The organism is Streptomyces sp. NBC_00400, assembly GCF_036048035.1.
In the GTDB taxonomy this organism is placed as follows: Bacteria; Actinomycetota; Actinomycetes; order Streptomycetales; family Streptomycetaceae; genus Streptomyces.
Genome location: NZ_CP107940.1, coordinates 3,035,597 through 3,048,461, shown reverse-complemented (window position 1 = coordinate 3,048,461; position 12,865 = coordinate 3,035,597). Strand labels below are relative to the sequence as shown.

Sequence of the window (12,865 nt, the reverse complement as noted above, 5' to 3'; positions counted from 1 at the left end):
CAGGGCTGAACTCTCCGTGTCCCCGTCGTCCAGCATCCAGCAGGCCCGGGAAGCGCTTGGGAAGCGTCTCCGGGAGATTCGCAAGGACTCCGGTCTGACCGCCCGAGCTGTGGCGGCGGCAGGGTGGCATGAGTCGAAGAGTTCCCGGCTTGAGAACGGCCGAACTCCCCCCTCCGATGAGGACATTCGCATATGGACCCGGATCTGTGAGGAATGGGTTCTTCGCACGGTCATCGGAGATTCCGCCACGATGGTGAGCCAATTGGGCCACCTGATCGGAATGACGGCCGCGCCCTCCTTGAGTCTTGGTGTGATCCCCATGGGGGCCGTGCGCGGCAATGCGTGGCCGTGCGAGTCCTTCTCTCTGTACGACGAGAAACAGGCCTCCTGCGAGCTCGTGTCTGCCGGCCTCACCGTGAAGCAACCGAGTGAAATCGCCGAGTACGCCAAGACGTTCACCGAACTCGCAGGCATCGCTGTTTACGGGGCGGCAGCCAGGAAGCTCATTACCTCGGCAATCGACACGCTCGGGTGACGGCGTGCAAGTTCGCAGAAGTTCATTGAGCTGAGTCTTTCGCTCTCCATACCGTCGGGAAGACAAGCCGTTCACCCCGCGGAGACGTCATGACGAACCCCATTCGGTACAGCCAACCGCCCGTTGAACTGCCGCTGGATGGCTGGCTACTGGAGGGCGAACCAGTCCCCGGATGCAAAGTGTGTGACGCCTTGGGACTCCAGCGGAGTGAGGCGTTGAAGCGAAACGACAAGGCTGCGGCATGTACTGCTGCCCGGGAGATCCGAGACCACGGCCGTGGGCACGCGGAGGCGTGATGACCACCCCCGACCAGGACAGGCCGAGCATCAAGATCGTCGAAGACTGGTGGGCAGCACTCGGCGGAACCCTGGATCGCCACTCGAACACCGTGTTTGTGCCGCAGGGGTCGAAGGTTCCCCCATGTCCGTTTCCGTGCTTTAGCTGTCGTGCCAAGGGACGTCGGTGAATGCTCTGCGGCCACGGACACACGATGACTGAAGAACAGGCCGGCCTGTGGGCCTGCCGCATCCGACCGGCGGCAGTCGGAGCCTGAAGACTCCCGCCCCGGCGGCGGAAACCTGGACAGTCGAGCAGCCGGGGCGGGTGACCAACCGCAAAGGAAACCCCTTTGCGGCCTATGGGTCATGCCCTCGACGGTACGGCGGCATGGCTCCTCGCGAAAGAGGAGGTTGGTGAATGAGCGTGGTGAGCGTCGATACGTACGAGACGCGCACGCCCGATGCCGAAGGCTGGCGCGGTGCGCCCTTCCGCCACGAGGCGGAGATGGAGGAGGACGGCGGCAAACACGATGGCGGCCCCATGCCCCCGGAGGCTCCGCGTGAACCGTCGCCGCAGGGCGGGAACGGTAAGTACCCCACGCTGGTGAAGACAAAAGCGCCCCTGCTCCGGCACATGGCCGGAGCAGGGGCGCGGTGCATTCAGCGGATGAGTTGCCGTGTGACAGGGCGCAGCTGGCGCCACCGGCAAGGACGGCGAGGCTCGGCAGGGGACTCCGTGCCACCCTTCGGCATCGGGCGTCCGCAGCCGGGGCGGGAGCCTGATACCGGCTGTCGCCGCACACACATGGCACGGCCACACGCCGGGCCGTTCCTCATGGTGACAAGCTACGAATGCTGATGAGTTGGCCTCAACGAACTTGCGCGAGCTCACTCGAGGGAATCGATCGCTGCTGTGATCAGAGTCCGTGCCGGAGCCCCGTAGACGGCCAATTCGGCGAGGCCCGCGAAGGTGTGGGCGTACATGCTGATCTCGTGCGGCTGCGTGACGGTGAGAAAGGCAGACACCAGCTCAACGCTGACTTGGGCTTCATCGAAGATCCAGAAGTCCTCCACCGGCCACAGCGCAGTACGGTCCGCTTGCAGCGGGATCACCCCGAGGCTGACCTGGGTCAGGGCAGCCAGAGACAACAGGTGCCCAAGCTGGCCTGCCATCGTCGCAGTGCCGCCGATCCGGTGGCGAAGTGTGCTCTCTTCCAAGATCACAGCGAGGCGGCGCGGCCCTTCGTGCAGGATGCGCTGCTTGTCCACGCGGACCTGGACAGCTTCCTCCAGGTCGTCGGGGAGCGCCCGCCGGTCACGAATCGCTCTGAGGAGTGCCTCAATGTACGCACGCGTCTGGAAGGGCCCCGGGATCAGCCACGACGAGTAGGCGCGGAAGTGCCGCGTTCTTTCCCACAGCGGGAGAACCGATTCCTGTGCACGACGGAGTCCGGAGCGTTCCATGCGCCGCCACTCGACATACGCACCATCGATATTGCGTGCGGTGGCGATCAGGTCGGCCGTCTGCCCCCCGCTCCACAGTGCAGCGCCCACACCCGCAGGTCATCGTCGGACGGCCCGGTGTGGCCGTTCTCGATGCGGCTGCACTTGCTCTCGTGCCAGCCGGCCCGGGCGGCCAACTCCCGTGCTGTCAGCCCCGAATCCTTGCGCATCTCGCGCAGGCGCGTGCCAAGGGCCGCTCGGGCCTGTTGGATGCTGGACGACGACGTCACGATCGAATCTTCCGAGTGCGTACCGTCAGACTGGCCGGTACTCCTCGTGGGGAGTCGCCCGTTCCCAGACCGCTTCGAACGCGGATACACAGGCATGGACCACGCCTGGTTCGGTCACCAGCTCTTCACCGGTCATCTCCCCGTCACCGTTGAAGTGGTTGAACAGCACCGACGAACGGTCGAAGACCCAGCAGTCGTTGCCCGGCAACAGCAACGAAGAGGCTTGCCGACGGGGGAGCCAGCGCACCGACTCTCCGGCCTTGACGTTGTGTCCGCCGGTGAGCGCGTGTTCGTACCGGATGTAGGCGGACACGGGTTCCGAGACGACCCGCGCTCGGCGCACATCCACGCCACGGGTCACCGAGGCCGAGACAAGATCGATCCACCACGGCCATCGCTCGGCGGGGTCGAAGTGGTTTCCGGCGGCCCACTCCTGGTACGACTCGTCCAGCGCGTATGCGTCCCTGGCCTCGAAGTGCCACGCGCAGTGCTGGGCCGACCGGAAACGCTCCTCAAACGTCGACTCCGCCGTCGTCACCGTTCACCTCCGGGAAGAACTGCATCATGCGCTTCGGGAACTCGATCACGGTCTCATGGCTGGGAACGTCCATCTGCGCCAGACGCTCGGAGTCCGTGACCCGCCACCCTTGCAGGATGTAGTTTCCGCTCTCATCGTCCAGGTACACAGTCGGGGAACCGTTGTTCGGGCTTTCGGGATCCTTGCCCAGGCGGTGCAAAGTCATGGTGTCCTCGTCGCCTCGGGTGACGATCAACATGTCCGAGCTTGTCCCTGTGTCGCCGCAGCGCGCCAGCGACTTGCACGAACTTCTACGCATTGACCGATGCCGGCCCGAAGGCGGTCAAGCGTCCGCCCCGGCTCTCGGCCACCCGGCGCACATCGGCAAGGCTTGCGGTCAATTCAACGGCCAACAGGTGCAGTTCTCCGGGCGTCCACGCCCGTCCGGCAAGCATGCGGCGGGCTTCGTCGATGAGATCGTCGGCCGAGCTGAGCTGCTCTTCCTCGATCCGGTCGGCGACGCGGGAGACATATCCGGTCCCGTCACCTGCCAGGAAGCACGGTTTCCCCTCCGCGCTGGTCCATGGCAGCAGCCGGACGAAGACCCTCGCTGCAGCGTTGGGCATGTCGTCAACTCTCTTGTAGTTGAGGGCCACGCCCCCGGGCCGTTCCACCACGGTCGCGGGGGTCCTCTCTGTCTCGCGAGGAGGGCCTTCCTCGCTCTGGGCAACCGGTCCGCTACGCCCAGCGGTACGGTGGCAGTGGAAGCGGCTTTTAAGAGCTTTAAGCGCTCGCGCACATCGGGGAGTTGAGGGCTAGTGGGCACTCGGGAACCGAACCGGCACCTTGAACGGCTCTACCGGCAGACCGGCTGGACGCTGCGGCAGTTCGTCCAGGCCGTGAACCGCATCGGCACCGAGCGAGGAACCCCGCTCAAGTACCGCGAGCCGTCGGCTCATCAGTGGTGTCAGGGGCACCTGCCGAAGGAGCAGGCCAGACCGCTGATCGTGGAGGCCCTGGCGCGGAAGCTGGGACGTCCGGTCACGCATGCCGAGGCCGGATTCCCGCCCCCTGCCGGTAGCTCGGCGGCCACTCCGAGCACGGTGGAAGGGCTGGTCGATCTCGGTAGGGGAGATATGGATCCCTCACGCCGCAGCATCCTCGGTATGAGTCTCTTCTCCGTTGCGCTGGCCGTGCCCAATTGGCCGGATGTGGTGGGGCGAATGGAAGCTGTTCGAACTGGCCGGACTTGGCGCATTGGCATGCCGGAAGTTGACACGGTCACCGCCATGACCGAACGGATCTCGGAACTCGACGACCAATTCGGTGGACGCCACGCCCGCCCCATGGCTGCGGCATTTCTCGTCAACACGGTGGCTCCATATCTACGGGCTGATGCGCAAGAATCGGTACGCAAGGCAATGCTGTCGGCAGCCGCCGACCTGTGCTATCTCACCGGATACATGGCTGTGGATGAGGGGGTGGAGGGGCTGGGGCAGAGGTATTACCTGAAGGCATTGGAGCTGGCAGGCGCCTCTGAGGACCACCTCACGTATTGCACGACACTGCGGGGTATGAGTGTGCAGGCAGTTGACCTGGGGCACGGCCGTGAAGCCATGCGACTGGCCGACGCTGCTGCCGCCGCCTCTCCGCAAGCGGGCCCGCGTATGCACGCCTTCCTTGCGGGTCAGCAGGCACACGCCGCTGCGCAAACAGGAGATCGCCACAAGGCACTGGCGCATCTCAAAGAGGCCGAAATTGCCATGGAAAAGGCCGAGGCGCGAGCGAAAGCCTTTGGATCCTATGATCCCTCAGCTCTGCACTACCACGTCAGCCACGTTCGCCACGAGCTGGGAGACCTTCCCGGAGCCGTTGCGGCGATGCGGGAATCGGACAGGTTGTGCTACGACATCTATCGCCGGTCCCGGGTGAAGGAACGTGCCACACTCGCCGAGTTCCAGCTTGAGGTGGGGCACCTGGAAGCGGCTTGTGCGACATGGAATGAAGCGCTGGACGAATATCCCCTGGTGCAAAGCGGGAGGGTCGACCGGCGCATGGGGAAAATGGTCCAACTGATCCGCCCCCACCTCAAGACCCCCGCCGCCCGGGAACTCCACGAACGTGCCCGGCTCGTCACTCCGGCCTCGCTCCTCGCATAGGAGGACGGCACACGAGGGAAGCCCGTATCCGGCCCTCGTCTCATCCCTCCAGCACACCGCGCAGCTGGTCCAGCCCCCAGTCCAGGTCCTCCTTGCTGATCACCAGCGGCGGGGCGAGCCGGAGGGTGGCGCCATGGGTGTCCTTGGCCAGCACCCCGCGCGCCATCAGCCGTTCGGAGACCTCCCGTCCGGTGCCGCGCGACGGGTTGATGTCCACTCCGGCCCACAGTCCGCGGCCACGCACCGCGTCCACCGCGCCGCCGCCCACCAGCAACCCCAGCTCGCTGTGCAGATGCTCGCCGAGCTCCGTGGCCCGCTGCTGGAACTCACCGGTCCGCAGCATGGCCAGGACCTCCAGCGCCACCGCGCAGGCGAGCGGGTTCCCGCCGAACGTCGAGCCGTGCTCGCCGGGTGCGAACACGCCCAGCACCTCACGGGAGGACACCACCGCCGACACCGGCACCACACCGCCGCCCAGCGCCTTGCCCAGCACATACATGTCGGGGACCACGCCCTCGTGCTCACAGGCGAAGGTCCGGCCGGTGCGGCCCAGCCCCGACTGGATCTCATCGGCGATGAACAGCACGTTCCGGCTGCGGGTCAGCTCCCGTACGCCCGCCAGATAGCCCGGCGGCGGGACCAGTACCCCCGCCTCGCCCTGGATCGGCTCCAGCAGCACCGCGACCGTGTGGTCGTCGAGGGCGGCCTCCATCGCGGCCAGGTCGCCGTACGGGACGATCTCGAAGCCGGGGGTGTACGGGCCGAAGCCGGCGCGTGCCTCGGGGTCGGTGGAGAAGGAGACGAGGGTGGTCGTCCGGCCGTGGAAGTTGTGGTCCGCGACGATGATCTTCGCCCGGCCGTCCGGGACGCCCTTGACCTGGTAGCCCCACTTACGGGCCGTCTTCACCGCCGTCTCGACCGCCTCGGCGCCGGTGTTCATCGGGAGCACCAGCTCCATCCCGCACAGCGCGGCCAGCTGCGTACAGAAGTCGCCGAACCGGTCGTGATGGAAGGCGCGGGAGGTGAGCGTGACCCGTTCCAGCTGGGCCTTGGCCGCGTCGAGCAGCCGGCGGTTGCCGTGCCCGAAGTTCAGCGCGGAGTACCCGGCGAGCATGTCCAGGTAGCGCCGGCCCGCCACATCCGTCACCCAGGCGCCCTCGGCGGTGGCCACGACGACGGGCAGCGGATGGTAGTTGTGCGCGCTGTGGGCCTCGGCGGCGGCGATGCTGCGTTCCGTGGATGTCACCGGTGACTCCGTTCGGTAGAACCGTGCGGGGCGCGGGCGCTGCCGCGTCCCCTTCCATTGTTGCGCCGGCCAGGAGCGACGGGCCCGTGAAGATTCGCCGGTCAGGGGCCTCGGGGTATGCCTTGGGGAATCCCCTGGGGGACACTCCGGGGGACCCCTGGGGATTCCCTGAGGGATGCCCCAGGGGGCTTAGACTCTGGGTGCGCACCGCGACTGGCGTACGGGGAAACAACCTCGAGGAAGCGGTGTGCGGCCACCATCACGAGGTGCCGCCCCGCCTGGGCACCCCGGGACCACGACCGGATCACCGATCGACCGCCCCGGAGGACGCCATGTCGCAGGCCCCCATGTCACAGCCCCGCACCCCGCAGTCCCTCACTCCGCAGTCCCTTCCGCATCCCGCGCTGAGCGCCGCCGACCCCGAACTGGCCGCGCTGGTCGGCGCCGAGGAGCAGCTGCAGGCCGACACGCTGCGGCTGATCCCCAGCGAGAACTACGTCTCCGCCGCCGTCCTGGAAGCCACCGGCACCGTCCTGCAGAACAAGTACAGCGAGGGGTACGCGGGCCGTCGCTACTACGAAGGCCAGCAGAACATCGACCGTGTCGAGACGCTGGCCGTCGAGCGGGCCAAGGCCGTCTTCGGCGTGGAACACGCCAACGTCCAGCCGTACTCCGGCTCGCCCGCCAACCTCGCCGCCTACCTCGCCTTCGCCGAGCCCGGCGACACCGTGCTGGGCATGGCGCTGCCGATGGGCGGCCACCTCACGCACGGCTGGGGAGTGTCGGCCACCGGCACCTGGTTCCGCGGCGTCCAGTACGGCGTACGCCCCGACACCGCGCTCATCGACTTCGACGAGGTGCGCGACCTCGCCCGCAAGGAACGCCCGAAGATCATCTTCTGTGGCGGTACCGCCGTCCCGCGCACCATCGACTTCGCCGCGTTCGGGGAGATCGCCCGGGAGGTCGACGCCGTCCTCGTCGCCGATATCGCCCATATCGCCGGCCTGATCGCGGGCGGCGCCCACCCCTCGCCCGTACCGCACGCGGACGTCATCTCCACCACCACCCACAAGACCCTGCGCGGCCCGCGCGGCGCCATGCTGATGTCCCGGGCGAGCCATGCCAAGGCGGTCGACAAGGCCGTCTTCCCCGGTCTGCAGGGCGGTCCGCACAACCACACCACCGCCGCCATCGCGGTCGCCCTGCGCGAGGCGGCCGCCCCGTCCTTCCGTGACTACGCCCGTGCCGTCGTCGCCAATGCCCAGGCGCTCGCCGAGGCGCTGCTGGCCCGCGGCTACGACCTGGTCTCCGGCGGCACCGACAACCACCTGGTGCTCATCGACCTCACCTCGAAGGACGTGCCGGGCAAGGTCGCCGCGAAGGCGCTGGACCGGGCCGGCATCGTCGTCAACTACAACACCGTCCCCTTCGACCCCCGCAAGCCCTTCGACCCCTCCGGCATCCGCATCGGCACCCCGTCCCTCACCTCCCGCGGGCTGGGTACGGACCGAATGCCGCTGGTCGCCGAGTGGATCGACCGCAGCGTCCAGGCCGCGGCGAACGGCGACGAGGAGGCGCTGGCGGTGATCCGTACGGAGGTCGCGGAGCTCATGGCGGCCTACCCGGCGCCGGGGCTCGCGACGGCCTGAGGGCGGGGGCGCGCGAGGGCCCGGGGCCCGCGGTACGGCGGCTCACCGGCTGCCGGTGAATCAGCCGGTGAGCCGGACCGGCAGGACGTGGGTGCTGTTGCCGACGAAGCTCGGGTGCGGCGGCAGCTCCGCGTCCGGGACGGCGAGGTCCAGCGCCGGATAACGGGTGAACAGTGCCTCCAGCGCGACGGTCGCCTCCAGCCGGGCCAGCGGCGCGCCCAGACAGTAGTGCGGCCCGTGGCCGAAGGAGAGGTGCCGGGCGGCGGGCCGCCGGGTGACGTCGAACCGGTCCGCGTCCGGGCCGTAGGCGTCCGGGTCCCGGCCGGCCGCGGAGTAGGAGGCCAGCATCGGCGTGCCGCGGGGGACGACCGTGCCGCCGATCTCCAGGTCCCGCACCGGGTAACGGAACGGGAAGTGGGCGACCGGACTGTCGTAGCGCAGCGTCTCCTCGACCACGTCGTCCCAGGTGGCCCGCCCGCCTCGCACCAGCTCCAGCTGCCCGCGGTCGGTGCACAGGGCCCGCACCGCATTGGTGATCAGGTTGAGCGTGGTCTCGTGCCCGGCAATGATCATCAGCAGCAGGGTGCCGACCAGTTCCCGGGCGCTCAGCCGGTCGCCGTCCTCCTCCTGGGCGGCGAGCAGCGCGCTGGTCAGATCGTCGCCCGGGTCCGCCCGCCGGGCCTCGGCGACCCGGGTGAGGATGGCGATGATCTCGCGGTGGGCGGCCTGCGCCCCGTCCGCCGTGCTGACGATCAGGTTCGACAGCTCGTGCAGCCGGTCGCGCAACGCGACGTCCACGCCCAGCAGTTCACAGATCACGCTCATCGGCAGGGGATAGGCGAAGTGCCGGCGCAGATCCACCGTGCCATCGGCCGCGGCGGCGCCCGGCAGCCCGTCCAGCAGACCGGCTGTCAGCTCCACCACCCGGGGCCGCAGCGCCGCCACCCGCCGCGCGGTGAACACCTTGGTCACCAGACCGCGCAGCCGCCGGTGATCGGCCCCGTCGGCCGTGGTCATCCCGTCGACGGTGGCGAAGGTGGTCAGCGGCCAGCCGGGCGGCACGGTGCCGTCGTGCAGGGCGGTGAAGTGGCAGGCGTTCTTGGCGACTTCGGGGTGCCCAAGGACCTCGCGCAGCACCTCGTGGCGGGTGACGGCTACGGCGGGCACCTCCCCGGGCAGCAGGACGGGGACCACCGCTCCGGCCGCCCGCAGCAGCGCATCGGCCGCGGCCCGGCCGGCGCCACCGGGGGCGAGCGGATGCGGCGCCCCGTCGGAGCATGGGGGAGGGGTGGCGCCGGCCGGGGACGCGGGAGGGTGGGCGCCGGCCGGGGACGCGGGCCTGTGGGTACCGGCCGGGGACACGGGACGGGGGGTGCCGGCCGGCGGTGCGGGACGGGCGTCGGTCATCGGCGGTCCTCGCAGATCGGGTCGGAGATCCGGGGCGGAGGTACGGGACGGAGAGCCGGGAGGGACCCGGGGCGGTGCACGGAGCGCGGAGCGCGGAGCACGGAGCACGGAGCACGGGGCACGGGACGCGGAGCACGGAGCCCCGGGCCACGATTCCAGCTCCCGGCCGCTCCGAACAGGCCGCCTCCGCCCCGGCGGCGGCCCGCACCACCTCCCGCCACCTTGCGCCGGTCCCCCCTTGCGGACCTGAGACAATCGGTGGCATGGCTCTCGATCGCCCGACCGTCGCCCACGACCACCCTCAGGGGAATGGCTCCGCCATGCAGAGTTCTCCGCGTGTGCTCTCCGGTATCCAGCCCACCGCCGGCTCCTTCCACCTCGGCAACTACCTCGGTGCCGTGCGCCAGTGGGTGGCGCTGCAGGAGTCCCACGACGCCTTCTACATGGTGGTCGACCTGCATGCGATCACCGTCCCGCAGGACCCGGCCGAGCTGCGCCGCAACACCCGGATCGCGGCGGCCCAGCTGCTGGCCGCCGGCCTCGACCCGGAGCGCTGCACGCTTTTCGTCCAGAGCCATGTGCCCGAACACGCCCAGCTCGGCTGGGTGATGAACTGCCTCACCGGCTTCGGCGAGGCCTCGCGGATGACGCAGTTCAAGGACAAGGCCGCCAAGCAGGGCGCCGACCGCACCTCCGTCGGCCTGTTCACGTACCCGATCCTGCAGATCGCCGACATCCTGCTCTACCAGGCCCACCAGGTCCCGGTCGGCGAGGACCAGCGCCAGCACATCGAGCTGACCCGCGATCTCGCCGAGCGCTTCAACGGCCGCTACGGCGAGACGTTCACGATCCCGGCGCCGTACATCCTCAAGGAGACGGCCAAGATCTACGACCTCCAGGACCCGTCGGCCAAGATGAGCAAGTCGGCCGCCAGCGCCAAGGGCCTGATCAACCTCCTCGACGAGCCGAAGGTCTCCGCGAAGAAGGTCAAGAGCGCCGTCACCGACACCGACACCGTGATCCGCTACGACGCGGAGAACAAGCCCGGTGTCTCCAATCTCCTCACCATCTACTCCACCCTCACCGGCACCACGATCCCGGAGCTGGAGCAGAAGTACGAGGGCAAGATGTACGGCGCTCTCAAGACCGATCTCGCCGAGGTGATGGTCGAATTCGTCACACCGTTCCGGGACCGTACGCAGGAATATCTGGACGACCCCGAGACGCTGGACTCGATCCTGGCCAAGGGTGCGGAGAAGGCTCGTGCGGTGGCCGCCGAGACCCTCGCCACCACCTATGACCGGCTCGGATTGCTGCCGGCCAAGCACTGACGGCACCGTCCGCGCACGGCCGGGAGCGTCCGCACGGCGGGCCGCAACCGGCCGCGCGGACCGCACCGGACCCGGGGCCCCCACCCGTGGGGGCTCCTGTGCCTGCGCACAAGACGGCCGAGGACGCTCCCCGCGAAGGGCGCGCACCCGGCACACTAAGAGGGTGCGCGAGCGCGCCGCACACACGTCAGGAGGGAGAACGCAGTGGGGACCGTAACGCTGGGCGTTTCGATCGCGGTCCCGGAGCCGTACGGCAGCTTCCTCCAGAGGAAGCGCGCGGGCTTCGGGGACCTGGCCGCACCCGGCATCCCCACGCACATCACCCTCCTCCCGCCGACGGAGGTCAGCGCCGACGCGCTGCCCGGCATCGAACGCCACCTCGCCGAGGTCGCGGCCGGCTGCCGCCCCTTCCCGCTGCGCCTGGAAGGCACCGGGACCTTCCGGCCGCTCTCCCCGGTCGTCTACGTCAAGGTCACCGAGGGCGTGACGGGCTGCACCGCCCTCCAGGCCCGGATCCGCGCCGCGTCCGGCCCCTGCGCACGCGAGCTGCAGTTCCCGTACCACCCGCATGTGACCGTCGCCCACGGCATCGACGAAGCGGCCATGGACCGCGCCCAGGCCGGGCTCAGGGACTTCTGCGCCACCTGGACGATCGGTGGCTTCGCGCTCTACGAGCAGGGCCCGGACGCGGTGTGGCGGCTGGAGCGGGAGTACCCCTTCGGGCCGCAGACGGCCGCCGTCCCGCGCCAGGCCGCCGATCTCTCCCGGCCGCCGGCGGCCTCCTGCTGACTGCGGCGGTCCGCCGCCGGAACGGTCGTCCCCGTCGCCCGCGGCGTCTGCCGCGCCGCCGCCCCTGCTCCCCTGCCGAGTGTCCGGCTGCCGGGATACCCGGAGGTCAGGGCGCGTCCTTCCGATCGCCCCGGGCGCGTGCCTGACATCCTGCACAGACCGGCGGGCAGAAGGTCACCAGGGCAACGGACGCCTGGGACCGCACGAGGGGAACGCCATGGACTGGTTGAGCAAACTGCCGGTGATCGGACCGGCCGTCACCTGGCTGATGACCACCCACCTCTGGCGTGCCTACGAGCGGATGCTCCGGGTGCACTGGACCCGGCTCGCCGCAGCGATCACCTTCACCAGCTTCGTCGCACTCTTCCCGCTGCTCACCGTCGCCGCCGCGATCGGTGCCGCACTGCTCAGCGACGACCGGCTGCACACGCTGGAGGGCAAGATCGCCGAGCAGCTGCCCGGCATCTCGGGACAGCTCGACATCGCCGCACTCGTCGACCACGCCGCCACCATCGGCCTGGTCGCCGGTGCCGCGCTGCTGCTCACCGGCATCGGCTGGGTCGAGTCGCTGCGCGACTGCCTGCGTGCCGTATGGGAGAAGGACACCGAGAAGACCAACTTCTTCGTCGGCAAGCTCCGGGACGGCGTCCTGCTGCTCGGGGTCGGCGGCGTCGCCGTGCTCTCCCTCGCCTGCTCGACCTTCGCGTCCGCCGCGGTGGGCAGGGTGGCCGACGCGATCGGCCTGACGGAGGGCGGCATCGGCAGCGTCCTGCTCTCGGCCGCCGGCTTCGTCATCGCCGTCCTCGCGGACTTCCTGCTGCTGGCCTACATACTGACCAGGCTCCCCGGCGTCCATCCGCCGCGCCGCGCCGTAGTGGTCGCCGGCCTCCTCGGCGCGATCGGCTTCGAACTGCTGAAGCTGCTGCTCAGCGGCTATCTCCAGGGCGTCGCCTCCCGGAGCATGTACGGCGCCTTCGGCACCCCGGTCGCGCTGCTGCTGTGGATCAACTTCACCGCGAAGCTGCTGGTGTACTGCGCTTCTTGGACGGCCACGGAGGGGGAGCGGCGCGCGGGGGACGAAGACCTCAAGATGCCGGACGGGCCGGAGGAGCCGGGCAGGCCGGACGGACCCGAGCGGCGGGAGGCGCCGGAGGGGCCGGCGGGGCGGGCGCGGCCGGAGGGACAGGAGCGCCCACGGGCGGCCTGACGATCATCCGCGTC

Annotated in this window: 11 protein-coding genes, 1 pseudogene and 1 riboswitch; of the genes and pseudogenes, 6 read left to right on the top strand and 6 right to left on the bottom strand. The window is 69.4% G+C overall.

Annotated elements, in window-relative coordinates:
- The first annotated feature begins 16 nt into the window (after positions 1 to 16).
- A complete protein-coding gene (locus tag OHS81_RS13305) occupies positions 17 to 535 on the top strand; it encodes a Scr1 family TA system antitoxin-like transcriptional regulator (protein ID WP_328384988.1) in 519 nt (172 codons plus the stop codon).
- Between the two features lie 1,166 nt (positions 536 to 1,701).
- Here the strand turns inward: OHS81_RS13305 and OHS81_RS13300 are convergent.
- The 4 genes and pseudogenes from OHS81_RS13300 to OHS81_RS13285 form a co-directional block, all read right to left on the bottom strand.
- Positions 1,702 to 2,546: pseudogene (locus OHS81_RS13300) on the bottom strand (helix-turn-helix domain-containing protein).
- 25 nt (positions 2,547 to 2,571) lie between these two features.
- Entirely contained in the window at positions 2,572 to 3,084 is a 513-nt protein-coding gene (locus tag OHS81_RS13295) for a DUF6879 family protein (protein WP_328384987.1), read from the bottom strand.
- Complete coding sequence (locus OHS81_RS13290; protein WP_328391128.1) at positions 3,059 to 3,289, bottom strand: hypothetical protein; 231 nt, start codon at positions 3,287 to 3,289, stop codon at positions 3,059 to 3,061. Before OHS81_RS13290 ends, OHS81_RS13295 begins: the two co-directional genes overlap by 26 nt.
- Before the next feature lie 85 nt (positions 3,290 to 3,374).
- Positions 3,375 to 3,719, bottom strand: a complete 345-nt coding sequence (locus OHS81_RS13285) for a hypothetical protein (protein ID WP_328384986.1) — start codon at positions 3,717 to 3,719, stop codon at positions 3,375 to 3,377.
- A gap of 162 nt (positions 3,720 to 3,881) precedes the next feature.
- Between OHS81_RS13285 and OHS81_RS13280 the strand changes: the two genes are divergently transcribed.
- Positions 3,882 to 5,222, top strand: a complete 1,341-nt coding sequence (locus OHS81_RS13280) for a tetratricopeptide repeat protein (protein ID WP_328384985.1) — start codon at positions 3,882 to 3,884, stop codon at positions 5,220 to 5,222.
- A 40-nt stretch (positions 5,223 to 5,262) separates the two neighbouring features.
- On the opposite strand, the gene rocD is transcribed toward OHS81_RS13280, so the two are convergent.
- Positions 5,263 to 6,468: an ornithine--oxo-acid transaminase gene (gene rocD, locus OHS81_RS13275; protein WP_328384984.1), complete on the bottom strand. Its 1,206-nt coding sequence runs from the start codon at positions 6,466 to 6,468 to the stop codon at positions 5,263 to 5,265.
- 199 nt (positions 6,469 to 6,667) lie between these two features.
- Positions 6,668 to 6,759: riboswitch (ZMP/ZTP riboswitch) on the top strand.
- Between the two features lie 56 nt (positions 6,760 to 6,815).
- Here rocD and glyA point away from each other — a divergent pair.
- Entirely contained in the window at positions 6,816 to 8,117 is a 1,302-nt protein-coding gene (glyA, locus tag OHS81_RS13270; RefSeq protein ID WP_328391127.1) for a serine hydroxymethyltransferase, read from the top strand.
- A gap of 60 nt (positions 8,118 to 8,177) precedes the next feature.
- Here the strand turns inward: glyA and OHS81_RS13265 are convergent, their stop codons facing one another.
- On the bottom strand, positions 8,178 to 9,524 hold the full coding sequence (locus OHS81_RS13265) for a cytochrome P450 family protein (RefSeq protein WP_328384983.1): 1,347 nt from the start codon (positions 9,522 to 9,524) through the stop codon (positions 8,178 to 8,180).
- Positions 9,525 to 9,844: 320 nt separating this feature from the next.
- On the opposite strand from OHS81_RS13265, the gene trpS reads away from it, so the two are divergent.
- The 3 genes from trpS (at position 9,845) to OHS81_RS13250 (ending at position 12,851) form a co-directional block, all read left to right on the top strand.
- Positions 9,845 to 10,855: a tryptophan--tRNA ligase gene (gene trpS / locus OHS81_RS13260; protein WP_328391125.1), complete on the top strand. Its 1,011-nt coding sequence runs from the start codon at positions 9,845 to 9,847 to the stop codon at positions 10,853 to 10,855.
- 204 nt (positions 10,856 to 11,059) lie between these two features.
- Entirely contained in the window at positions 11,060 to 11,644 is a 585-nt protein-coding gene (locus OHS81_RS13255) for a 2'-5' RNA ligase family protein (protein ID WP_328384982.1), read from the top strand.
- A gap of 217 nt (positions 11,645 to 11,861) precedes the next feature.
- Positions 11,862 to 12,851: a YihY/virulence factor BrkB family protein gene (locus OHS81_RS13250; protein WP_328384981.1), complete on the top strand. Its 990-nt coding sequence runs from the start codon at positions 11,862 to 11,864 to the stop codon at positions 12,849 to 12,851.
- Positions 12,852 to 12,865 lie beyond the last annotated feature (14 nt).

Bases quoted from the DNA above. Each gene is read 5' to 3' on its own strand.
- OHS81_RS13250 (WP_328384981.1), top strand. From the start codon at position 11,862: ATGGACTGGTTGAGCAAACTGCCGGTGATCGGACCGGCCGTCACCTGG.
- glyA (WP_328391127.1), top strand. From the start codon at position 6,816: ATGTCACAGCCCCGCACCCCGCAGTCCCTCACTCCGCAGTCCCTTCCG.
- OHS81_RS13290 (WP_328391128.1), bottom strand. From the start codon at position 3,289: ATGACTTTGCACCGCCTGGGCAAGGATCCCGAAAGCCCGAACAACGGT.
- trpS (WP_328391125.1), top strand. From the start codon at position 9,845: ATGCAGAGTTCTCCGCGTGTGCTCTCCGGTATCCAGCCCACCGCCGGC.
- OHS81_RS13265 (WP_328384983.1), bottom strand. From the start codon at position 9,524: ATGACCGACGCCCGTCCCGCACCGCCGGCCGGCACCCCCCGTCCCGTG.